Origin of the sequence: Nocardia lijiangensis NBRC 108240 (genome assembly GCF_001613045.1) — a bacterium.
GTDB lineage: Bacteria > Actinomycetota > Actinomycetes > Mycobacteriales > Mycobacteriaceae > Nocardia > Nocardia lijiangensis.
In genome coordinates, this window is sequence record NZ_BDBP01000033.1 from 13078 (window position 1) to 36257 (window position 23180).

General features: G+C 68.1%; 16 protein-coding genes. 12 read left to right on the forward strand and 4 right to left on the reverse strand.

The window, feature by feature from the left end:
- Positions 1 to 3: 3 nt before the first annotated feature.
- The gene (ilvD, locus tag NL1_RS13255; RefSeq protein WP_067838716.1) at positions 4 to 1710 is read right to left on the reverse strand and encodes a dihydroxy-acid dehydratase; all 1707 of its coding nucleotides are present in this window, start codon (positions 1708 to 1710) and stop codon (positions 4 to 6) included.
- 688 nt (positions 1711 to 2398) lie between these two features.
- On the opposite strand from ilvD, the gene NL1_RS13260 reads away from it, so the two are divergent.
- Genes NL1_RS13260 through NL1_RS13270 form a run of 3 tightly spaced genes read left to right on the forward strand, consistent with a single transcriptional unit; the run spans position 2399 to position 11161 of the window.
- Positions 2399 to 3214: an alpha/beta hydrolase family protein gene (locus NL1_RS13260; protein ID WP_156094827.1), complete on the forward strand. Its 816-nt coding sequence runs from the start codon at positions 2399 to 2401 to the stop codon at positions 3212 to 3214.
- The gene (locus NL1_RS13265) at positions 3211 to 6309 is read left to right on the forward strand and encodes an ATP-binding protein (RefSeq protein ID WP_067838720.1); all 3099 of its coding nucleotides are present in this window, start codon (positions 3211 to 3213) and stop codon (positions 6307 to 6309) included. The genes NL1_RS13260 and NL1_RS13265 overlap by 4 nt, the downstream gene beginning before the upstream one ends.
- 4 nt (positions 6310 to 6313) lie before the next feature.
- Positions 6314 to 11161 carry a hypothetical protein gene (locus NL1_RS13270; protein ID WP_067838722.1) on the forward strand — a complete coding sequence of 1616 codons (4848 nt, stop codon included), beginning with the start codon at positions 6314 to 6316 and terminating at the stop codon, positions 11159 to 11161.
- A gap of 176 nt (positions 11162 to 11337) precedes the next feature.
- On the opposite strand, the gene NL1_RS13275 is transcribed toward NL1_RS13270, so the two are convergent.
- A complete protein-coding gene (locus NL1_RS13275; protein WP_156094828.1) occupies positions 11338 to 13236 on the reverse strand; it encodes a hypothetical protein in 1899 nt (632 codons plus the stop codon).
- A 319-nt stretch (positions 13237 to 13555) separates the two neighbouring features.
- Here NL1_RS13275 and NL1_RS13280 point away from each other — a divergent pair, with 319 nt between their 5' ends.
- Positions 13556 to 14473, forward strand: coding sequence for a cutinase family protein (locus tag NL1_RS13280; RefSeq protein WP_084510557.1), 918 nt, complete (start codon positions 13556 to 13558; stop codon positions 14471 to 14473).
- A 143-nt stretch (positions 14474 to 14616) separates the two neighbouring features.
- The gene (locus NL1_RS13285; RefSeq protein WP_067838727.1) at positions 14617 to 15471 is read left to right on the forward strand and encodes a class II glutamine amidotransferase; all 855 of its coding nucleotides are present in this window, start codon (positions 14617 to 14619) and stop codon (positions 15469 to 15471) included.
- A 31-nt stretch (positions 15472 to 15502) separates the two neighbouring features.
- On the opposite strand, the gene NL1_RS13290 is transcribed toward NL1_RS13285, so the two are convergent.
- A complete protein-coding gene (locus NL1_RS13290) occupies positions 15503 to 16258 on the reverse strand; it encodes a pyridoxal-phosphate dependent enzyme (RefSeq protein WP_067838729.1) in 756 nt (251 codons plus the stop codon).
- Between NL1_RS13290 and NL1_RS37495 the strand changes: the two genes are divergently transcribed.
- From NL1_RS37495 to NL1_RS13325, 7 genes are all read left to right on the forward strand, one after another.
- Positions 16248 to 17114 carry a tetratricopeptide repeat protein gene (locus tag NL1_RS37495; protein ID WP_067838731.1) on the forward strand — a complete coding sequence of 289 codons (867 nt, stop codon included), beginning with the start codon at positions 16248 to 16250 and terminating at the stop codon, positions 17112 to 17114. The genes NL1_RS13290 and NL1_RS37495 overlap by 11 nt on opposite strands.
- Positions 17115 to 17209: 95 nt before the next feature.
- The gene (locus tag NL1_RS13300; RefSeq protein WP_245673220.1) at positions 17210 to 17755 is read left to right on the forward strand and encodes a hypothetical protein; all 546 of its coding nucleotides are present in this window, start codon (positions 17210 to 17212) and stop codon (positions 17753 to 17755) included.
- Between the two features lie 142 nt (positions 17756 to 17897).
- The gene (locus tag NL1_RS13305; RefSeq protein ID WP_084510559.1) at positions 17898 to 19523 is read left to right on the forward strand and encodes a peptide ABC transporter substrate-binding protein; all 1626 of its coding nucleotides are present in this window, start codon (positions 17898 to 17900) and stop codon (positions 19521 to 19523) included.
- Positions 19524 to 19634: 111 nt separating this feature from the next.
- A complete protein-coding gene (locus NL1_RS13310) occupies positions 19635 to 20141 on the forward strand; it encodes a VOC family protein (protein WP_067838871.1) in 507 nt (168 codons plus the stop codon).
- 52 nt (positions 20142 to 20193) lie between these two features.
- Complete coding sequence (locus NL1_RS13315) at positions 20194 to 21003, forward strand: MerR family transcriptional regulator (RefSeq protein ID WP_067838874.1); 810 nt, start codon at positions 20194 to 20196, stop codon at positions 21001 to 21003.
- A 54-nt stretch (positions 21004 to 21057) separates the two neighbouring features.
- A complete protein-coding gene (locus NL1_RS13320) occupies positions 21058 to 21759 on the forward strand; it encodes a helix-turn-helix transcriptional regulator (RefSeq protein WP_067838734.1) in 702 nt (233 codons plus the stop codon).
- Positions 21760 to 21848: 89 nt separating this feature from the next.
- Positions 21849 to 22226, forward strand: a complete 378-nt coding sequence (locus tag NL1_RS13325; RefSeq protein WP_067838876.1) for a VOC family protein — start codon at positions 21849 to 21851, stop codon at positions 22224 to 22226.
- A gap of 59 nt (positions 22227 to 22285) precedes the next feature.
- Here NL1_RS13325 and NL1_RS13330 read toward each other — a convergent pair whose 3' ends face one another.
- Positions 22286 to 23161 (reverse strand): LLM class F420-dependent oxidoreductase, encoded by an 876-nt coding sequence (locus NL1_RS13330; RefSeq protein ID WP_067838737.1) that lies wholly within the window; start codon positions 23159 to 23161, stop codon positions 22286 to 22288.
- Between the last annotated feature and the right edge of the window lie 19 nt (positions 23162 to 23180).

Here is a 23180-nt window from a genome sequence, read left to right on the forward strand (position 1 = left end):
CCGTCAGTCGCAGACCGCGCCGATCGACGCCGAGCCGACCAGCTTCGTGTACTTCGCCAGCACACCGCGGGTATAGCGGGGCGGCAGCGGCTTCCAGCCCTCGCGGCGGCGGGCGAGTTCGTCCGCGTCGACCTGCAGGTCGAGGGTGCCCGACGCCACGTCGAGGCGGATGGGATCGCCGTCGCGCACGAACGCGATCGGGCCGCCGTCGACGGCTTCCGGTGCGACATGTCCGACGCACAGACCCGTAGTGCCGCCCGAGAACCGTCCGTCGGTCAGCAGCAGCACATCCTTGCCGAGGCCCGCGCCCTTGATGGCGGCGGTGATGGCCAGCATCTCGCGCATCCCCGGACCGCCCTTCGGGCCCTCGTACCGGATGACCACCACGTCACCCGCCGTGATCGTGCCGTCCTCCAGGGCGTCCATCGCGGCTCGCTCGCGGTCGAAAACCCGTGCGGTGCCGGTGAATACGTCGGAATCGAAGCCCGCCGACTTGACCACGGCGCCCTCGGGCGCGAGGGTACCGGTGAGGATGGTGATGCCGCCGGTGGGATGGATCGGCGAGGCCATCGCCCTGATCACCTTGCCGTCGGGATCCGGCGGGATGATCTCGGCCAGGTTCTCCGCCACCGTCCGTCCGGTCACCGTCAGGCAGTCGCCGTTCAGCAGCCCGGCGTCGAGCAACGCCTTCATCATCACCGGCACGCCGCCGATCCGGTCCACGTCGGTCATCACGTGCTTGCCGAAGGGTTTGACGTCCGCCAGGTGCGGCACCCGGCGACCGATGCGGGCGAAATCGTCCAGCGTCAAGTCGACGTTCGCCTCGTGCGCGATGGCCAGCAGGTGCAGCACGGCATTGGTGGAGCCGCCGAAGGCCATGACGACCGCGATCGCGTTCTCGAAGGCGGGCTTGGTGAGGATGTCGGAGGCGGTGATCCCCCGCCGGATCAGCTCGACGACCGCCTCGCCGCTGCGCCGGGCGTAACCGTCGCGGCGGCGGTCGGTCGCGGGCGGCGCGGCGCTGCCGGGCAGCGACATCCCCAGCGCCTCGGCCGCACTGGCCATGGTGTTGGCCGTGTACATGCCGCCGCAGGCGCCCTCGCCTGGGCAGATGGCCCGCTCGATGGCGTCGACGTCGTCGCGGCTCATCAGCCCGCGCGCGCAGGCGCCGACCGCCTCGAACGCGTCGATGATCGTCACCTCGCGCTCGCTGCCGTCGGAGAGTTTCGCGATTCCCGGCAGGATCGAACCCGCGTACAGGAACACACTCGCCAGGTTCAGCCGGGCCGCCGCCATCAGCATCCCTGGCAGCGATTTGTCGCACCCGGCCAGCAGCACCGAGCCGTCGAGCCGCTCGGCCTGCATCACGGTCTCGACGCTGTCGGCGATCACCTCGCGCGACACCAGGGAGAAGTGCATTCCCTCGTGTCCCATCGAGATGCCGTCGGACACCGAGATGGTGCCGAACTGCATGGGGAAGCCGCCGCCTGAGAAGACGCCGTCCTTGCACCCCCTGGCGAGCCGGTCGAGCGACAGATTGCACGGCGTGATCTCGTTCCACGAGGAGGCCACCCCGATCTGGGGCTTCTCCCAGTCGTCATCACCCATGCCGACCGCACGCAGCATCCCGCGCGCGGCGGCCCTCTCCAGGCCGTCGGTGACGTCACGGCTGCGCGGCTTGAGATCGGAGACCTTCGGATTCTCGGGCACGGTTCCCCATCATTCCCGTTCCGGGCCGATTCCGGCGGTGACCACGCCGAATCGTCTTTCGACTCCATGGCTGCGGTAGGCAGGGTCGCAGACTCACAGAGACAGGTGCACAGGCGGCCGACAACGAACACCCCGCCTCCCTCGGCATGCCACGCCGCTTGCCCAGAGCCAGACGGAGAGTTCCCGCTCGGCAGCGGCTGCAGCCAAGGTTGCGCCTCGGATGCTCAGCCCGTCGAAGGCAGGGACCCGCAGCCGAGATCTCGTTGTGCGGTTAGCACCGGTAGCACTCCGCTCGAACTCGACCAAAGCACTCATCTCCGGGGGACTTCTGTGGTAAATATCTTCCAGTACAGGGGATTCGGGGCTCCCCTCTGGCAAATACACTGCCGTAAAGGGTTATCGATGATGATTCCTCTGCCGCCTGACGCAGCCTCGCCCACCGGTGTATCGCATGTCCACACCGCGGCGTGGTTACAGCGAATCCAGCAGATCATTCACAACGGTATTGCGAAACGGTCTTGTGTAGCTGTCGCGCTATGGGCGCCGCCGCTCCAAGCGCCGTACCCGCGCAGCCGATGGTGAGCCGAGGATCGGCGAGGAAGGTACGCAGGCCCCCGTTCGACGCCGCGGACGCAACCTGTTCGGACACGCTCGTACCGAGCGTATTTCGTGCGCACCAAGGAGAATCATGGTCGACATAGTCGCTGTTCACGGCATACAACAGCATCGCTCGTCCCGCACCGCCATGCACGACGCATGGCTGCCCGCGATCGTCGAAGGACTACGCGATGTCCGAAGTGTCCACGCCGATTCCCTGACCCTCGAATGCGCCTTCTACGGCCACGAGTACAACGACGGGAAATCCGTGGGTGAATCGAATTACGCCGCAATAGATCTGGAGCCCGGCTTCGAAGAAGAACTTGTCGTGGCGATCGCAGCCGGACTCCCCGAAGTGAGCACCGCGGGAAAGAAACTCTACCTTCCGGCCGCCCTTCAGAAGGCGCTGGTAGCGGTACAGGAAAGCAGATTGTTCGAGGGTGTCGATTCGGCGCTGATCTCATTCGTCAAGCAAGTCAATCGCTATCTTCACGATGCCGAGTTCCACGCTCGGGTGCAGGAGGAGTTCTCGCGGGCGATGGCCCGATCGCCCCGGCTGGTCATCGGGCATTCGCTGGGCAGCGTGGTCGCCTACGATTGGTTGCAACGCAATCGAATCGAGAATCCGCCCGCCTTGATCACCGTGGGGTCACCCCTGGGTTTCGAAGCGATTCGCCGGCGACGCCACCAGCCGCAGGACCGCTCGCGATGGCCGGGCGAAGTCCGCGCATGGACGAATATCGCCGCGGGCCATGATGCCGTCGCCATGGTCAAGAAACTTTCGCCGCTCTACCATCCCGATATCGTCGATCGACCCTGCACCAACGAACGGCGCACCGCCCACGCGGCGGTCAGCTACCTGAAGAATGTCAACACCGCCCGCGCGATCGACGAGATGCTGGGATGAGTACACGCCAGCTTTTCTGTCTCTCGGGCGTACGCACCTACGCCGAAGCGGAGGATCTCGACGGGGTCACCGACGAAATCCGCACCATGCGAAAGGCATTGACCAAGATCGGTCTGACGGAGGTGGCTCCGTTCACCGCGGAAGAACGCAGCCACAGCGACCTCAAACGTGAACTACGGGAGTGGGCGTCGCAGGGAGCCGCCGGTGCGGATCACGACGAATACCTGCTGATCTATTGCACCGGCCACGGTGTGATCGAGGACCGGACCCGTTTTCGTCTGGTCGAGTCCGATGACCTGTTCTCGCCGGAGGAACTGCTCATCGCGGTGGCCGGGCGACAAACCCTGCGCCAAGTCGTGCTCATTCTCGATACCTGCAATGCCGGACAAGGTGTCGACGATGCGCTGAGGAGTGCGCGTGAACCGCTGACCAACTCATCGGGAAAGGAATTCTGGGCGATAGCGTCGAGCCGACGTCTCGAGACCGCCGCTCAGCGAACCTTCGCCGTGGCTTTCGCGGCTGCCCTGCAACGAAACTCGCGGCCCACCTGGTCGGTCCAATATTTCGAACCGGCCGACCTGGTGAAGGAGATCGGCAGCGCCCTCGGACGTCAACGGGTATGGGTCGTTGCGGCTCATTCCTCGACCGGATGCCGCGTGCTGCCGAACCCCTGTCACCAATCCTCGTCATTGCCAGTCGAACTGCCCATTTCCGACGACTGGGCGGCCGCGGCGCGCGGGGTCTCGGCCGCGGACGAGCCCGGCTACTTCTTCACCGGACGTGCACGGGAACTGCGTATCTTGCGTGAGCACATCACCGGCGAGAACACCGAGGCATCGGTCGTCGTGACCGGTGCCGTCGGTTCGGGAAAGAGCGCGCTGCTCGGAAACCTCGTCCTGACCGCCGTGGGGTCGGCGGCACTCACCACCGAAGCGCGCTTGCGTTGGCCCGCGCTGCCCACCCGGCTCATCGTCGGCAGGGGAACCCGGAATTCTGTTGTCCGGCAACTGGCCAGACAGCTCGATCTGCCGGGCACTTCGTTTGCGGAAGTCGAATCGGCCCTGCGCGACCTCGCGGAACCGACAGCCGTCGTCCTCGATCACCTGGTCGAGGACGACGGCGAATCCTGGGACGACATCTTCGCACTCGCGACCTTGCCGGGCGTTCGCCTGGCAGCCGGCTTGCCGCCGCAGTCGACACTCCTCGGACATGCGCACCGGGTGATCGATCTCGACGAGTCGGAGGCCGACATCGATGCGGATGTTCGCGACTACCTTGCCCACCGGCTCCGTCTCGTACACCGAGACGAATCCGAATCGACGTTGCGCAGCCTGGTTGCGAACGCCGAGAGGCGGGGGCCCGGTTTCGCCGTCGCCGTCGCGGGTTGTGACGCCTATGCCGAGGCCATGGCGGGGCCATCTCGCCCGTCGGCCGAACGCATCGCGAAGCGGGCGGCTACGGACGCCGCGCGCAAGATCTGCCGGAAGATCTTGTATCCCGAGCTCGCGGAAAACGCGGGCGTGGTGGTCGATGCACTCGGCGCGCTGTGCTCTTTCGACGAGTCGATCGCCGTTCCGGCCCGCGAATGGGCGGCCGTGGCATCGAAGTCGTCCGGCTCGCCGATCACCGTCGACGCCGTGACCGTTGCCGCCACGCGGCTCGGTCGCTACGTGAAATGCGAGAAGGGGACCGACGGTACGGACCGCTGGCGTACCACATTCCATCCGTACCGCTCGACGGATCGGCAGCGCCGATCGGCGGATATGAAACCAGCCGAGCATTTCCTCGCGCTGCTCCCGCAGCTCACCGACCCGTCCCGAGTCGAATGGGACGCCGTCGACCCGTCCGTACTGCGGCTCGTCGCTTGGGGTCTGGCACTGCAAACCGGTAGCGGCCGGCTGCTCGACGATCCGAGCTTCTTGCTCGACGCGCCCGCCGGTTTGGTGTCGGCCGCTGTGCGTCAGCTGACCGACAGCGGGGATCGCACCCGCCGGTCGCTGCTGGCTCGCGCAGTTCCGGTGGAGGGCAGCCCCGCCGATCGCGCGTTGCTGCTCGAAATCGCGGCCCACCGCTTCGGTCTGGCCGCGGTCGCGACCGCAGTGCGAACCCGGCATCGGCCCGCACACGACCTGGGTTGGGTCCACCCCGCCCGGGCGCGCACCGGTCGATTCGCCCGGTTGACCACCGACGCCACCGGCGCGATCGCGATCACCCTCGATGACAACGACATCCTCGAATTCTGGAACTCGGCGAACGGCCGTTCCCTGCGCTCACAGGTCCGGGTGCCCGGTGTGCCGTGCGCTCTCAGCACATCGCGGCTCGCCGACAGCACGATCGCACTCGTCTCCACGTGGGAGGGCGACGTGTGGTCCGTTCCGTGCGACTCCGAGGAGGAGCCGGTGCGCAGGCCCGATCTCGTCCCGCGCACCTCGGCCGCACCGCAACCGGGTGAATTGCACGTTGCTCTGCACCAGAGCGGGCAGGTTCTCGTCGGATCGGGCAGCCAGGTGTGGAACAGCGACATCGCCGGGGGCCTGCACGTCCGGCGTGCTGCCACACTCGAGTCCGACCTGCACTCGATTCTGGTGGCCGGATCGGCGGACGATCCCTTCGCGTGGTTGGTGACGAGTACCGGCCGCGTCCGAAGGTTGCGGCTGGGCCCGCTGGCGGAGTTCCAAGTCGCCCATTTCCCGGTGTCTTCCCCACCGCTGTTCGCCGCGACCTCGCCGGCGGGCGACGTCGCATTGATCGTCGATGTCGGTGGCGAATTGCACCTGCGCGGAGTCGATGACGACAGCGAGCGCCTCCGTGGGCAACGCGCGCCGAATATCCGCGCCGCCGCGACCGATTCCCACGTGGCCGTGGTGGGAGGAGGGCCGACCGGGGGTCGCGGGTGGCTGCAGGTTCATCGCCTCTACGGATCTCAGCGGGTGCTCGACGTGCCGCTCGATGAACCTCCCATCGGGCTGGCGGTGCTGGCGTCGGGCGACATCCTGGTGGCTCGGCCGTCCGGATTGCTGACCTTGGCGTTGCACTGGGGGGACGTCGACCCACCTGCCGACAAGAACGTCGGCATCGAAGGATCCGCGAGGTGAAACCGTGACCGCATCCAAACCCGAACTCTCGACCGAGTTCCGGATCACGCGCGACAGGCTCGTGGCCGGTCTGGTCCTCGTTCGCGCGATTGTCGCCCGAGAGGTACCGGCCGACCTGGCGTGGCCCGCCGTCGCCGACTTCGCCACCGTCGTCCGGCGTGTGCTCGACGACGCCTGCGCCGACCCGGATTCCGCGGGCGAGCCACTGGCCTGGAGTCGCATGGCCGCGGACGCGGTGGAAGTCGAACGCATTTCGGATGTGCCCGGAGTCGACGCGTTGTCCGATGACGTGCTGCTCGATCTGTGGGACCTCGCCGATCGGATGCAGACGACGGCCACGGCGGGTGCGGTGCCGCTGCGCGGCGACGGCCCGGAAATCCTCGCCGAGCAGCCCGATGGCCGGTGCGTCCTGCTGGCAATGCACACCGAAGCCGATGAAGCCTGGGTGCAGCGGCTGCCGGAGTCCTCGGACCAAGCGGTGAAGGCCGCTCTGCGTGCCACATTGGGCGATTTTCCTTCGGTCTGGCCCGCCGCTTGGCCTGCCGAATCGGACCGGCCGCGAGCTGTGTGCTGGCCGCCGGATGTGCCCTTCGCCGCCCCGGCCATCACGCTCCCGGTCGCGCTGTGGCACCTCGGCACGATGACGGGGCTCGGCAGCCCGCAACTGCTCAGCGCGGGCGAGATCATCGCCGAATCGTGCCACCCCCTGGTCGGTCATGCGCTGGTCACTCGCAAGCGAGCCGCCAAGGCGTTGGGAAGGTCGCTGCTCGCTCCGACCGAAACCGGATGGCGCGTGTTCCATCCCGACGGCACGGAGGACGCACCGAACGGCCCCCTCACCCTCGCCTCCGCAGCGGCGGCGGTCTGGGGTGCGGACTGGGCGCGCTGGATTCGCGAACGCCACGCCCACGAGTTCGCCGCCGCCGGTTGGCGGGTGATCGACTGGCGCGTGACGCCCGGTCATCCGCCGATCGCCGATCTCGACACCACCCAGAGCCTCAGGCTCGCACGGCATTTCAACGAAAGCCAGGGACCGACCGTCGCAGTCCTCGGCGGCACACCGGGAAGCGGCAAGAGCACCGCGGTACGCAGGCTTGCGACGCTCTTGTCGACACGGAAGCGCCATCCTCGGGTGGTGCAGGTGATCGAGCACGTCGAAAACCACGAACTTCCCGACCAGTTCGAAGCCGCCACGATCGGCGCGCATGCACTCGGCATGCTCGAGAACCTGACCGACACCCCTGTGCTCGTCTTCGAAAACCTCCAACCGATCGGCGCGGACAACGCCGACGAGGTGTTCGAACACGTTGTCCGAGAGCTGAAAGTCTCCGTTCTCGCCGTCCTGCAGGACAGCGAGGATTCCCAGATCGACTGGCAGACAAAAGGATTGTTCACGGTCACGTCGGTCGTCGGCCAGGCGGCTCGCCGCCAGTTCGTGGACGACCTCGCGAGATCCGATGCCTCCCTCGACGCGGAGGCGGCTCGTGCGCTGCTCGGCCGTAGCGACGATCTACGCCGGATCACGCAGGTGATGTCGCGACAGCAACCCGACGCCCAAGTGGCGGCGCGCTTCGCCGAGCTCGCGAACAGTGAGCGCGAGCCACTCGTGCGTGCGGCCGCGATGAGCCTGATGCGCTGCGACACCCCTGCCGAGCAGCTCGGAGCACTGGGCGCCGACGATCGCGCCGACGATCGCGCCCTCTTCGGCATCGTCGTGGATCCAGAGAAGTCCACGATCCGCTTGGCGGGAACCGATGACAGTCTGCAACTGATCGATCTGTATCGCGAGAGCACACAACCGAATTCGGCATCACCGGCCGGTTCCCCGGTCAAGCGCCGCAATGAGACCATCACAGAACTGCTCGCACCGGTGCTCGCCACCGCGTTGCGCGACAACAGCGGCGAGGCGGCGAGCCTGCTCATCGGCTCCCGGCTGTATCACCGCGCGGTGTGCGAGGAACTGCTGCAGCGGGCCGAGGACGATGAGCTCGTCCCCGGATGGTGTTCCGCCGCGCCATTGATGAGCGTGGTGCGCACGCTCGGACTCGTCGACGTGCTACCCGAGCAGATGACGCGAACAATGGCGCAGAAGTTGGTGGATCGCCTCGATGCGAGGTCGGCGGTATGGCATCCGACGCGGCTGCTCGCGTTGGTACGCGCCGTACAGGACACCGCTTTCGTCATTTCCGACCAGGCCGCCGACGAGTTCGCCATATCGCTGGTCACTATTGTCGACCGAATCATCGCCGATCAGGTCGGCTACCCCGAGGAGCGGTTCGCGCTGCTGCTCGAGCTGGAACGCATCGATAGCGAAGCGGTGAAAACACTGCTCGCCGAACGGTTTCTGGACGTACTCGGCGGGCTCCGCGTCGACCAAGTCACCAGCTATCGTCTCGTGCGGAAAGTGCAGCACATGCAACGCCGCCTGATCTGGAAATCGCCGCAAGACATGCAGGACTTCCCGGTCAGCCAGGAATACGCGGTGCGGGAACTGCTGGATCACCATCCACACGAGCAGGACGGCGTCGGAGTGCTCATCGAATCGATGAGCTTGCACCACGAGTTCGAAGACACTGCATTGGAACTCCTCTTTCAGACGTATGAGGTGCCACTGACCGCGGCGATGCGGTTCGCTACCGCGGCGGGCCTGGCGGAGGTGCTCAACAGTGCCTATATGCCCAAACCGGCATTCTGCTCGTGGTTACTGAGCAATTGGCCGGATTTCCTCGGCCGGGCCCGCGCTCTGATGCGCCGGTCCGAACCGATGGAAGCCGCGACCCTGCTGCGGACGATAGCGAGATCACAATCCCTCACCGCCGCACGCATTTTGTGCGGATTCGGCGACGAGGTCGATGCCACGCTCGTGCGAACCTTCGCGACTCGGATCAAGAGCAACGGGGATGCTCTCAGCGCCGGCTTGCTGCTCTCCGCGACACACTCGGTCGGGGGCATGTTCCATTCCTGGCGAAGCTCTTTCGCCACCGATCTCGCCGAGGAGATCGGCGTGGACGCGGTCAAGAAAATGCTCGGCGATCCACGCATGTCGGCCTGTTATCAACTGGTCAAAGCACTCTGGGAAGTCGAGGCCAGCTATCGCGACAAAGTGCTGGATCTGGTACTCGAGCAAGTCGTTCTTGCGGTCCGGCGCGGTCGCAAGCATTGGGGCGCGGAGATCGCCCTGCTGCTGGCCGCCGACGCGGAACTCGGTGAGCGGGCATTCCGCAAGCTTCGCGAGGAGATTCCACCGGAACTCATCGTGCAGCACATGTTCCGCGCAAGCACGGCGCACGGCAGGGTGATGTTTCACCGGCTCGGACGTGCCCTGTACCCCGAAGCCGCGACGATGTACCGCGATCAGTGGGAGTTGCACGCCTTCGTGGAAGGGCTGAGCAAGTCGGCCCCTACTGCGGCGCTGGCGGTCTGCGCCGAGGTCGCGAAGACACTCGCGGACGCTGACGTACCGGACGCGGGCGCAACGATCTTCGACGCCAGCGGTGGTGCGGAGGTCTGGGCGCGACGTCTCGCACACGGACGGAAAGCCGATCGATTCGCTCAGGGATTGAGCAACCTGATCGCGCTCGACCTCGCGGGCGCGCGCCAAGTGGTCGAGGGGCTCCGCGCGACACCCAGTCGTCTTCGGATCGGTGACCGCCGGATCGATGCCCTCGCGGCCTTGGTGCGTACTGCGATATTGCACGACTCGGTCACCGCGTCCTACGTTGTCCGGTCGATCCACGAGACGAACCCGGAACTCAGCACCGCGGTGTTCGGCGAGCTCGCCGAGGACAGCCACTTGATGTACGTACTCGACGGCGATCTGGTGAATCTGCAGGACCCGGTCCACCAGGCCACCGCGGCATACAACTTCGCGCAGGCCGGCTTGTCTCGCGGCACGAGGCAGGCCAAGTGGATCACCGCAACCTACCGGTCGCGTGTGCAGACCATCAGGATGTTCGCCAGTCCACGACGAGCGGATGCGCTCGTGTGCATGCTGGAGATCTGGGACCCTCGCTGGGGTTCGGCAGGAATCGATCAAATGAATATCGGTCTGATCGGGCGTCGAGTGCGGCACGGGCGGGTCACCGATCTGGGACCGACCGTGGGCTTGATCCGCACACTGTGCGCGCTCGATCGCACGGCCGCGGCGAACCAGCTGCTCGACGACCTGCTCACCAGCGATGTCGCCGACATCGCGGAGACCGCCACGCTGACGACCATGTGTCAGCTGACCGACATCCTGCAACGTCTGAGGCCCGAAGCGGTCCCACGAACCTTGCGCATTCTGCGTGACACCGTCGACCGAACGGTCCAGCGGTCCGTGCTGCTCGATGAACGCCGGTTCTGGCAGCACGTCGGGCGGGCGTTGTGGACGCTACGGCACACCCCGGGCGGCCGAGTATCCCGCGACCCGATCAGCGAGCCGAGGATTCGCCCGAATATCGCGCACAGCACTGTTCTCGCCTGGGTAGCCACGGAGATCGACCAAACCGGTTGGGGCGATGGCGTACGCGAGCGGGCCGACGGCACTTTGCGGCATCGGGGTTTCTCCCACCCGGTCGATCAAGCCCACGTGCTGTTGGCGACAGCACATGGCTGGGCGCCCGAACTGCGGTCCGCTGTTTCCGGCGCTGGCTTGGAACGGCTGCCCTTCTGGCTTTTGCGGCTGCTCTACCTGCAGGCAAACGACGATCCGGGAGTCCGTCGGCTGCTCACCGCCTGCGAGCAGCCGATCCGCGCCGCGGTTTTCCGTGACACGGCACGACCGGACTGGGATGCCAGCAGAATTCGGCTGGCCCTCAGCGCTTCCCGGCATTGGGGTTCCGCGTCGTCCGACGACGCGACACCACCATGAGGACCTAGGCCCTGTCTCGAAGTCCCATCCGGCGCCTCCGCGGCCCAGATCGCCGCCTGGCCGCGTTGTCGTCGTCACCGATACAACCCCGGTATCGGCTCCTCCTCCGCCTTGCCAGGCGACGATCTGAGCCACGGATGCATCCGGCCGGACTTCGAGACAGGGCCTAGGTCCTTTCAGCGGTCGTAGGAGGCGACCCCGACCGGCCCCACGCCGACACACAGTGCGAGACCCGTTGTGTAGGAACTTATTCGGAGCGACGATCCGCCGCCGACGACGCGGACGTACACGGTGTGCGTTCCGGCTTCCACCGGGACGACGACCGGTCGGCCGCGTTCCAGTCCGACCGTGATGTGGCCGTCTCGGTCGCTGACGTAGTTCAGTTGCGCGGTCCAGTTGTTGTCGAGCGTGGGGCCGTCGAGCGGGAGTTCGACCGGGGTGAGGCCCGCGATCCGGTAGTCACAGCCGGGGTCGGGGCCGGGGCGGATGTGCCGGTTCCACCAGACGACGGCGTCCACGATCTCGCCGGCGTCGGTGATCATGCGCAGCCGGGGCGTCGAGTCGGCGAACGCGGCGGGCGGGGCGACCGGTGCGAGCACCCGATCGGCGAGATTCTGCGGATAGGCATAGGGGGCAAGGACTTCCCATGGCACTTCCTGCTCCAGCAGCGGTGCGTCCTGATCGCCGAGCGCGGAGGTGACGTTGCCGAGATAGGTCCGGGTCGGGCTCACCGCCCACGCCCGCGTGAAGGTCCACGACGACCACAGGCTGCTCGCGACGAAGGCCACGGTGAGCCCGGCCAGCACCGGCGCGACGAACCGTCGCCGCCCAACCGCCGCCGGGAAGCCGAGCGGGTCGGGTTCCCGCGGCCGCGCGCGAAGCACCAGCGCTCCCGCGGCGGCCATCACCACCGCGACGTCGGCCAGGTACCGCAGGGATTGCATGATCTCGGTGGCGGTGTGCGGGCCGCTGCGGATCAACGCCAGCGGCAGCTGGGCCACCACCACGTAGACCGCGACCGCCACCAAGACCGCCCCCACCCGGCGTCGCATCCACACGGCGAGCACCGCCAGCACGCCGAGCACGACCCACGCCGCGGCCACCGCCCAGCCCGGCGGCGCCGCCCACGGGGTGGCGGGCAACCACCGCTCCCACACCCACGGCCCGCCCGACAGCGCGGGCACCACACCCAACGACGTGGCGTGGTGCAGCAACTCCCCCACATCGCGTCCGCCGCCATGCACGGCCGCGACGTCCACGACACTGAGATAGACGCCGAGCCAGGCCACCAGAACCACGCCGGAACCGATCCACAGCGGCGCGCCGCGCCGGGCGACCACTCCCACGACGCCGCGGTGACCGTCCACGTGATGAGTCGCGGCGGCGGCCGCGAACGCCACGAACGGAACCACCACCGATTTCTCGAAGAACAGCAGCGCCACGATCAGGACGACGATCCCGGACACCGCGTACCGGCGACGCCCCGTGCGCACCAACAGCACCGCGTCACCGACCACCCAGGCCAGCGCGAACTGCAACGGCACCGCGTTCAGCGCCGCCGACCACCACGCGAACGCGGGCAGCGTCAACGGGCACACCAGGTACAGCACCAGGGGCACCAGGATCGCGCGGCGCCTGCCCGCCAGGATGATCAGCATCCGCAGCACCGCGAGGGAGGCCGCGAGCTGCAGGACGAGTAGCGAGAGCACCGGGCCCGCCCACTCCAGCGGCGCCGCCCTTGTCACGATCCACGCCGTACCGAACGCCAAGGGCATGAAATGCCCGTCGTGGTCGTAGAGCAGCAGATCGGCCGACAGCAGCGGGTAGCGGCCCGCGCGCCCGACCAGAACGAGGTCGTCCCAGTAGAAGTAGCCGCGAGCGGCGATCCAGCCGCGCAACACCAGCTGCGCCACGACGAGGCAACAGGCCGCGAGGATCACGGCGCGCGGCGTGGCGGCGGTCAGCACCGCACGCGCCCGGTGCATCCGCGCGTCGATCCCCCGCGGCGGGACACTCCGCTGCGGTGCCGATCCAGCCGCCCTCGCACGTTCGATCGTGCGGACGCCGTCGGTCATCGCCTGCGCTCCTGTCCGCGATCATGCTTGCACGGGCACGGTCCGGAATCGTCCATCGAGGTAGTCGATTCCCCCGCCCAGTCTGCCCGAAACCCGACCGCCCGCGCGGTGCTGCCACCGTCGGGCCGTCACACCGGAGGTGAAACCCGCCCGGTACCGGGCGCTCACTTCGACACGGTCCGGCAATCTTGGAGCGTCGGCGTGCACGATCGGAAGTTTCCGCCACATAATTGTTTGTCCGCCCGGACGTTTTTCCGACGAACTCGTGCCTACCTGAAAGACACCGACACCGGTGCTCACACCCGACACGGAGTACGCCATGTTTCCTCGATGGACGAACACTGCCGCTTGCGCGACGGCTACAGTCGCCGCCCTTCTGTCATCCGGCGCCGCCTCCACCACCGCGCAGGCGGCGCCGTCCCACTGCCCCGGTATCCACGTCGTAGCGATTCCGGGCACCTGGGAGACCTCGAAATCCGAACCCGGCAAGGGGATGTTGGCGGCCGTCGCCGACAACCTGCCCGGCAATGTCGTGACCGACTACGTCGCCTACACCGCGACCGCGTTCCCCTGGGAGGGCGAGGTGTACGGCCGATCCAAGCGCGAAGCCGTCGACGCCGCCCGCTGGCTCATCGCGGACACGGCCCAGCAGTGCGGATCGACGCGATTCGCACTGCTCGGGTACAGCCAAGGTGCGGATGCCGCGGGCGATCTCGCCGCGGAGATCGGCACCGGGCTCGGCGTGGTATCACCCGACCGGGTCGAACTCGTCGGGCTGATCGCCGACCCCCGCCGCTCCCCCACCGACACCCTCATCGGCCCCCCGGTGCCCGGCGCCGGAGCAGGCGGCCCGCGCCTGGGCGGATTCGGCTGGCTCAGCCCGCACACCTACACCTTCTGCGCCCCCGGCGACCTGTACTGCGCCACACCGGACGGTGACTTCGCCGCCCGGATCGCCGGATTCTTCGCCCAGATCTCCAACCCGGACCCTGCCCTGTTCGGCAACTACCAGCAGCAGGCGGGCGAACTCATCGATGACGCCCTCGCCGCGGGAGGCCTCGGGCTCATGCACGATCAGCTGAACAACTCGGCCTACGAAGAACGCAAACGGCAGATCGACGAGTTCCTCGCCTCCGGCGCCCACCAGAGCTATCCGTCCTACGCGATCGCCGCGGGCGGCGCCACCCCGCTCACCTGGCTGCGCCAGCGTCTGGTCGGACTCGCCCTGAGCCGCTAGACCTGTCGGCCTCCGGGACGCCGGGCGGAGCATCGGCTCCGCCCGGCGTTCGCGTTCCTAGGGGCGAGTGCGCCTGCCCGCGCTAGGCTCGAGTCGTCACGGGCACGATCATTCGATGCGACCGGCGCAGGGATGAGGCCATCATGTGTCGACTTTTCGGAATGACCGCCGCACCGCAGCGGGTCAGGGCGAGCTTCTGGCTTCTCGACGCGGCCGACAGCCTGGATCACCAGAGCGAGAAGAATCCGGACGGCACCGGGCTCGGCACCTTCGACACCGCGGGGCGAGCGCTGGTCGAGAAGCAGCCGCTGGCCGCGTACGAGGACCGGCAGTTCGCCGTGGAAGCCAAGCACCGCGAGTCGGTGACCTTCCTCGCGCACGTCCGGCACGCGTCCACCGGCGCACGCACCGCGAACAACACCCACCCGTTCACCGAGCAGGGGCGAATCTTCGCGCACAACGGCGTCATCGAGGACCTCACCCGGCTCGACGAGGAACTCGGCCGGTACCGCGAGCTGGTCGGCGGCGACACCGATTCGGAACGGTTCTTCGCGCTGATCACCAAACACATCGACGCCCACCGCGGGGATGTCACCGCCGGAATCACCGACGCCGCGCACTGGATCGCCGACCGGTTGCCGATCTTCGCGATCAACATGCTGCTGACCACCGCCACCGAATTGTGGGCGCTGCGCTACCCCGCCACGCACGACCTCTACGTGCTGGAACGCGAACCCGGCGAACACCTGGCGCATCGAGGCACCGCGGGAACCGTGCACGTCCGGTCGGCCGATCCGGCCCGCACACCGACCGTGGTCGTGGCCAGCGAGCCGATGGACGACGATCCCGGCTGGCAGCTCATGCCCTCCGGCGAACTCCTCCACATCGACAAGGACCTGCGCGTCCACCGCACGACGATCCTCGACAAGCCCCCGGCGCATCCGCTCTCGCTGTCCGACCTCAGCGCCGAGGCCGCCGCATCCCAGCTCCACCGCTGACCAGCTCGCGTTCGGCGGCAGCAGCGAGCGACTACACCGTCGCCATGAGGTCGGCGGGGTCGGTGTTGGCGCCGCAGAGGACGAAGGCGACGCGTTCGCCGGGGCGCGGGCGATAGCTGTCCGCGCGGACTGCCGCGAGGCCGGTGGCCGCGCCGTGTTCGACGGCGATGCGGTGGCGGTCCCAGAGCAAGCGGCGGGTGGCGATGATGGTGGGATCGTCGACGATGACGGCATGCACGTCGGCGGCGCGGGCCCACGCCAACGCCGCGGCGCAGACCCGGAGCGCGCCGAGGGAATCAGCTGCGACGGAATCGATCTCGACGTCGAGCACGGTACCCGCGGCGAGCGCGGCGTGCAGAGCTCTGCTGCCTTCGGGCTCGGCCCCGACCACGCGGACGCCGCGGCTGTCGGCGGCGGCGGTGATGCCGGAGAACATGCCGCCCGCGCCCACCGCGACCACCACGGTGTCCAGATCGGGGACGGCGGCGGCGAGTTCGAGCAGGATCGTGCCCGCGCCCGCGGAGGTGAGCAAGTCGTCGTGGGTATAGGCGTCGAGGGCGCCGGTCCACGCCATGAAGGTCCGTGCCGCCCGCTGCGCGTCGGCCTGGGTGGCGCCGCCCACCCGGACCTCCGCGCCGTAGCCGCGCAGCCTGGCCGCCTTCGCCGCGGGCGCAGTCACCGCCAGGAACGCGGTGATCGGAACGCGGCGCACGGCGGCCCGAGTCGCAGCGACCGCCACCGCAGCCCGCTGCGAATGGCCGACGCGGGTCGGCGATTTGGCGACCACCCTGCGGCCGTACCTGGACGGCAACTCCCGCCACTCCGATGCGGCCATCCTGCACGGCGCCGCGCTTCAGGCGGGCCGCCGCCTCGGCGATCGGACGTGCGAAGCCCGCGCTCTCACCGATCTCGGCTGGACCGCGTGGCGCCGCGGGGATTACGACGAGGCCGAAGCGCTGTCCCGGCGGGCCGTCGGGCTATGCCGGGCGACCGGCATCGCCTACGAGGAGGCCCGCGCCTACAACACCCTGGGCAACGTCGCCTCACGTCGCCGCGACTTCGAGTCGGCCAGAGAGCTTTTCGGCCGCGCTCTCGAACTCACCCACGCGGTGGGCAACCGGGTCGGCGAGGCGCACGTGCTCGGCAACCTCGGCGTCATCCTCGATCGGTGCGGCATGCCCGCGGCGGCCGCCGACCACCTGAGCCGAGCCCTCACCCTGCACCGCGAGCTGGGCAACCGGCGCGGTGAAGCCTTGGTGCTCGATCACATCGGGTTGGTCTACCGCCGCGACGGCCGGATCGGCCCGGCCTTCGACCATCACAGGCAGGCCGCGGAACTGTACGAAGAGCTCGGCGACCACCATGATCGCGCGGCCGCGATCAACGGCCTCGGCGAAACCGCCAGGGCGGCAGGCGATCCGCAGCGGGCGCTCGCCGACCACACCGCCGCGCTGCGGCTGGCCGAGAACCACGGCAACCGGTCCGAGCAAGCACGGGCCGAGGAGGGCCTGGCGCGGACCCACCACGATCTCGGCGACACCGATCTCGCCCGCCACCATGCTCGGCGGGCCTTGGCCGGGTGGCGGGCGCTACAGGTTCCCGACGCCGAGGACGTTCGCGAATTCCTCGACGGCTTGGGCTGATTGACGGACGGTTGACCGAACCTGCGGAGGTCAACGCGGGCGCCTGTTCCACTGGCTGACATACGTGGTCTGCCTGAGGGAGAGGACGAGGCGTCATGTCCATCGACGTCGGGAAAGCAGCGGCGGCGAGCCGGAGTGGCGGTGCGGTGGCGCTCGCAGCGCTGTCGGCGGGCGGGTTTCTCGCGGCCGCGATCTGGGTGTCGAGCCGCTTGGACGTGAGTCCGGAACTGCATCGCCTCGCGCTGTTCGTCCACCTGGCGGCGCTGGTCGTCGGGCTGGGCGCGGTGCTGGTCGGCGATTATTCGGCCCTGCTGTGGCTGACCCGGCGGGTGACGACCGCGCAGATGCTGCGCGACATCGGCCGATTGCATCTGCCGATCTGGGTCGGCCTCGCGGGTCTGGTGGGCAGCGGGATGCTGCTCGAACCCGAATTCGAGATACTCGCCACGCGCGTGAAGCTGGCTCTGGTCGCGATTCTGCTGGCCAACGGGATCCAAGCGATGGCGCTCGAACGGCGAATGGTCGCGGCGGGCCGCGAACTCGGCTTCGCACTCGTTCTGCGCGGTGTGCTGACCGCCCTGGTCTCCCAGGGATGTTGGTGGTCGGCGATGTGGATCGGCTTCACGGCGACCCAGTCCTGAACAATTGACCGGTTTTGATTGTCCTGGCGGACAGCGTATTACGGTCAACGCACGGCACTGCTGCACTGAACCCGGGCGCAACCGGCGACACGTGGTCGACATGGCCGGGCGGCCCCGCATGACGCAGGAAAGGCAGTACCCGATGCGAAAATCTCGACTCGTGCTCAGCGTTGTCACCGCCTGTCTCACGGCTCTCGGTGCGGTGGGTTGTGGCGCGGACACGAACTCCCCCGGCCGAGAAGCCAACCTTCTCAGCCTCAACACGACCGAGCCGGAGAACCCGCTGGTTCCCGGCGACACCACCGACGCCGGTGGATCGAAGATCCTTCGGACGATGTTCAAGGGTCTGGTCGACTACGATCCGCGCACCGCGGCGCCGCGCAATGCCGTCGCCGAATCCATCGAGACCACCGACTCCCGGGTCTTCACCGTCGAACTGAAGCACGGCTGGACCTTCCACGACGGAACACCGGTCACCGCGCACAGCTTCGTCGATGCATGGAACTACACGGCCTACGCGCCGAATCAGCAGCAGGGCGCCGGATTCCTCTCCGTGATCGAAGGTTTCGACGCGGTCGATGCGCCGGACCCGGCAGGCACACCCGCCGCGAATTCGGGCAGCCCCGCGACGCGCACGATGAGCGGTCTGCGCGTGGTCGACGATCACGCGTTCACCATCACGCTCGCCGCGCCGCTGCCGAGCTTCGTCAATCGCCTCGGCTACCTCGCCTTCGCGCCGCTGCCCAGGAAGTTCTTCACCGACCGTGCCGGATACCTGGCCCATCCGATCGGCAACGGCCCCTTCGAGTTCGTCGGCCACACACCGGGTTCGAGCCTGACCATCCAGCGCAACGACGAGTACTCCGGCCCGAACAAGCCGTCCATCGAGCGCGCGGAATTCCGTTTCAACGCCAAGCTCGAGACGGCCTACGCCGATGTGGTTGCCAATCGGCTGGATTTCCTCGAGGTGCTGCCCGGCGACGCGCTGGTGGGCGGTCGCTACAAGCAGGATCTGTCGGGCCGCCACTTCACCCGCACCGGAACGGGACTGCAAACGATCACGTTCCCGCTCTACGACCCGCGTTTCGCCGATCCTCGTGTCCGCCAGGCGATTTCGATGTCGATCGATCGGCAGCACGTCATCGACACGGTATTCACCGGCGACCGCACCCCGGCCGAAGGACTCGTGCCGCCCACTGTGCGCGGCGGCACCACCGGCCAGTGCGGCAACCTATGCCAGCACCGGCCCCAGCAGGCGCGAGAGTTGTTCGACAGCACGGGATTCCAGGGTCCGATCGAGATCACGTCCAATGTCGATTCGGCCAACGAGAAGTGGCTCACCGCGGTGTGCTCGTCGATCACCGCCGCCCTGGGACGCGAATGCCGGTTCCGGCCGGTGCCGACGCTCGGCGAGTTCCGGCGGCAGATCAACGCCCAGCAGATGCAGACGATCTACCGCACCGGCTGGGTCGCCGACTACCCCTCGATCGAGAACTTCCTGAATCCGCTCTACCGGACCGGCGGGTCGTCCAACACCGGTCGCTACAGCAACCAGCAGGTCGACGCGCTGCTCGCCCGCGCCGACGCCACCGCGAACGAGCAGGACTCCTGGAACCTCTACCAGGAGGCCGAACGCCTCGTGCTCCAGGACATGCCCGCCATCCCGCTCGTGATCCCCGGCGTGCAGACCGGCTGGTCGGAGCGCCTGCGGAACGTGACAGTCACGCCCTTCCGTGATCTGGACCTGGAAACCGTGACGATCGCCTAGCGGTTCGGCCCGCCACCACGTCGTGCCTCGATGGTCTCCCCATCGGGGCACGACGCGCGTGGCTACACCGCGATTTGACCCTGACGTTGCGTGAGGCTCGACGATGACGTCATGACCGACACTTACCCCGCCTTCGATATCAGTCCCGTCCCCGTCCCCACCCCGGACGCCGCGCCGCCGGAGCTCTTCCGCGGCATTTACGGTATGCCAATGTTCGTCACGGTGCCGACGACGGATCTGGCCGCGTCGGTGGACTTCTGGACCAGAGGACTCGGGTTCTTCGATCTGTTCTCGGTTCCCGGCCGTATCACCCACCTGCGGCGCTGGGTGTTCCAGGACGTCTTGCTCGTGCCGGGCGAGCACCCCGCCGAGGCTCCTGCACTGAGCGTGAGCTTCTCCTGTGTGCTGAGCCAGCTGGACGAGATCGCGGCCGCGTGTTCGGCGTTGCGGCCCGGCTGCACGACCGGACCGCGGTCGATGCCGTGGAACTCGGTGGAGCTGGAGATCCGCACCCCGGAGCACACCAGGGTGATCATGACGGCGGCCCGTCCGTACGATCCGGACAGCCCGGAGGCCGAGCACCTGCGGTCCATTGGAATCGAGGGGCCCGAAGCGTGACCGCACTGTGGTCGGCGCGGCCCGGCGCGGCGTGACTGCCAGACTGGTCGATGTGACGCACCGCCCCTCCGACGCCGCCGACGGACTCACCGTCGGCGCCGTCGCGTCGCTGGCGGGCGTCACGATCCGGGCGCTGCACCACTGGGATTCGATCGGGCTCGTCCGGCCGTCCGAGCGCACCGACGCCGGCTACCGGCGCTACACGGCCGCGGACCTGGCCCGTATCCATCGGGTGCTCGTCTACCGCGAGCTCGGGGTGCCGCTCGGCGATATCGCGGCGGTGCTGGACGCGCCGACCTCCGAGGCGACGGCCTCGCTGCGCACACAGCGCGACCAGTTGCGCGAGCGCATCGCCCAGCTGCGGCGGATGAGCGACGCGCTGGACCGCCTGATCGAAGCCAGGGAGTCCGGCATTCTGCTGTCGGATTCCGAACAGGTGGCGATCTTCGGCAGTGATTGGCAGCCGTCCTGGGTCGAACAAGCGCGCGACCGGTGGGGCGATACTCCGCAGTGGGCGCAGTACGCCGAACGCGCCGCGGGCCGGACCGCCGAGCACTGGCGACAGATCGCCGACAGCGTCGCGGTCCTCGACGCGGAACTCGCCGCGGCGCACCGCGCCGGGGTGACTCCCGGCAGCGACCGCGCCAACTCGCTGGCCGAACGGCACCGGGCCTCGATCGGCGCCTATTTCGACTGCTCCCACTCGATGCACGTCTGCGTGGGCCGCACCTACATCACCGATCCGGGATTCGCCGCCTTCTACGACGGCATCGCAACCGGCCTGAGCACCTGGCTGCGCGCGATCATCGACGCCAACGCGCGCGCCAACGGCGTCGATCCCGACTCGGCGCAGTGGGTGTGACACCGTCCTCTCGCGCCGTCGGGACGTGTCGGTGGGCGGCGCTACGGTGGCGGCGTGAACCGGACGGATCGGTTGTACGCGATAGTCGAGGAATTGCGGGCGATCTCGCCGCGGCTGCGCAGCGCGCGCGAGTTGGCCGAGCGGTACGAGGTGAGCGTCCGGACGATCGAACGCGATATCGGCGCGCTGCAGCAGGCCGGTATCCCGATCTACGCCGATGTCGGCAGGCGCGGTGGGTATGCGCTGGACAAGAGCATGTCCTTGCCGCCGCTGAATTTCACGCCCGCGGAGACCGTGGCACTGGCGGTCGCGCTGGCCCGCCATCGCGGTGGCCCGTTCGAGCGGGCGGGTCACAGCGCGCTGCGCAAGATCGTGGCGGTGCTTCCGGAACGCAACGCGGTCGCCGCCCGTGATCTCGCCGGACGCATCCGATTGCTGGATTCCCGTGAGGCCCAGCACGATCACGAGATCCCGGCGGTGATCGAACGGGCCATCGAGGTCGGCCGGGTGGTGCGGATCGGCTATCTCGACCGCTCCGGCGCGCGCACCGAACGCGACGTCGAGCCGTTCGCGCTCGTGAGCGGGACCAACGGCTGGTACTTGGCGGCCTGGTGCCGGCTGCGCGGCAATGCGCGCTGCTTCCGGCTGGACCGGATCGCGTCGGCGGCGGCGACCGAACAGCCCGCACCGCACCGCCCGTTCGACGGTTCGGCCTGGGACATCCCGGCCGCCGGACTCCGGGACGTCGCGCTCTGAACCGATTCGAAAACACCGACAGGGGGTTGTCGCCACGGCGGGAGATCGTGATCCGGCAAGACAACGACCCGAGATTCGGAGACGATCGAATGAGCACTCCCCCGTACAACACGGTGACCTGGTTCCAGGTCGGCAGCGACAAGCCCGAGCAGATCAAGAAGTTCTACGGCGAGTTGTTCGGCTGGTCCTTCAACCCCTACCCGAGCGACGACAGCTACGAGCTGATCCACTACCCCGGCAGCGACGCGCCGAGCGGCGGGGTCGCGCACACCCCCGACAGCACGGCCAACCACGCCACCTTCGTGGTGATGGTCCAGGACGTCGCCGCCACCGTGGCGGCGGCCGAGGCCTTGGGCGCCAAGGTGCTGACCGCGCCCGTCAGCAGTCCGGACGGCCTGGTGTCGGCCGATCTGCTCGACACCTCCGGCCAGCATTTCGGCGTCTTCAGCCCGGCGCCCGCGGCGTGATCGGACGGTGAACCCGGCTCCCGGCGCATCGGCGACGATGTGCCGGGAGACGCAGTGTACTAGCCGAGTTCGGCCAGCTTGGGGACGACCGGCGCGAAACCATCGATCCATGTGGCCGGGGACCCGGTGGTGGGTATGACGATGACGGACTGCACGCCGAGCTTCGCGTAATCGGCCATCGCGCGGACGAATTCGTCGCGGGTGTCCGGGGCCGGTCGCGGGTTGCTGGCGATGATCGTCTTGCGGATCGCGTCGTAGTCGCGGCCGAGATCGTCGCAGTGCCTGCGCAGGACGTCGAGTTTGTGTTCGACATCCTGGGGTGAGGAACCGAACAGGTTGCACGCGTCGCCGTATTGCGCGACCAACCGCAGCGTCTTGCGTTCTCCGCCACCGCCGATGAGCACCTTGGGCCGGTTGATCGGCTGCGGCGAACACAGCGTCTCGGCCAGCTGGTAGTACTTGCCCTCGAACGGTCCGTTGTTCTGCGGATCCCACATCTGTCCGCAGATGCGCAGGGCCTCTTCGAGTCGTTCGAATCGTTCGGCGACCGAAGGGAATTCCACGCCGAGCCCGCGGTGCTCGCGGTCGAACCATGCGGCGCCGATCCCGAGCACGGCCCGCCCGCCCGACAGGACGTCGAGCGTGGTGACGATCTTCGCGAGCAGACCCGGATGCCGGTACGTCACGCCCGTGACGAGCAAGCCGAGGTCGATCGTCGAAGTGTGCGCGGCCAGGAAGCCGAGCGTGGTGTAGCCCTCCAGCATGTTCGCTTCCGCGGGAAGGCCGGTCGGCTCGATCTGGAAGTAGTGATCCATGAAGGACAACCAGGTCGCGCCCGACGCTTCGGCCGCGGCGCCCACCCTGGCCAATTCACCGGCGATGGCGGTGGTTCCACCGTCGATGTCGAAGATCGGGATGTGAAAGCCGAGCTCCATAGTGTGCTCTCCTCGTGTG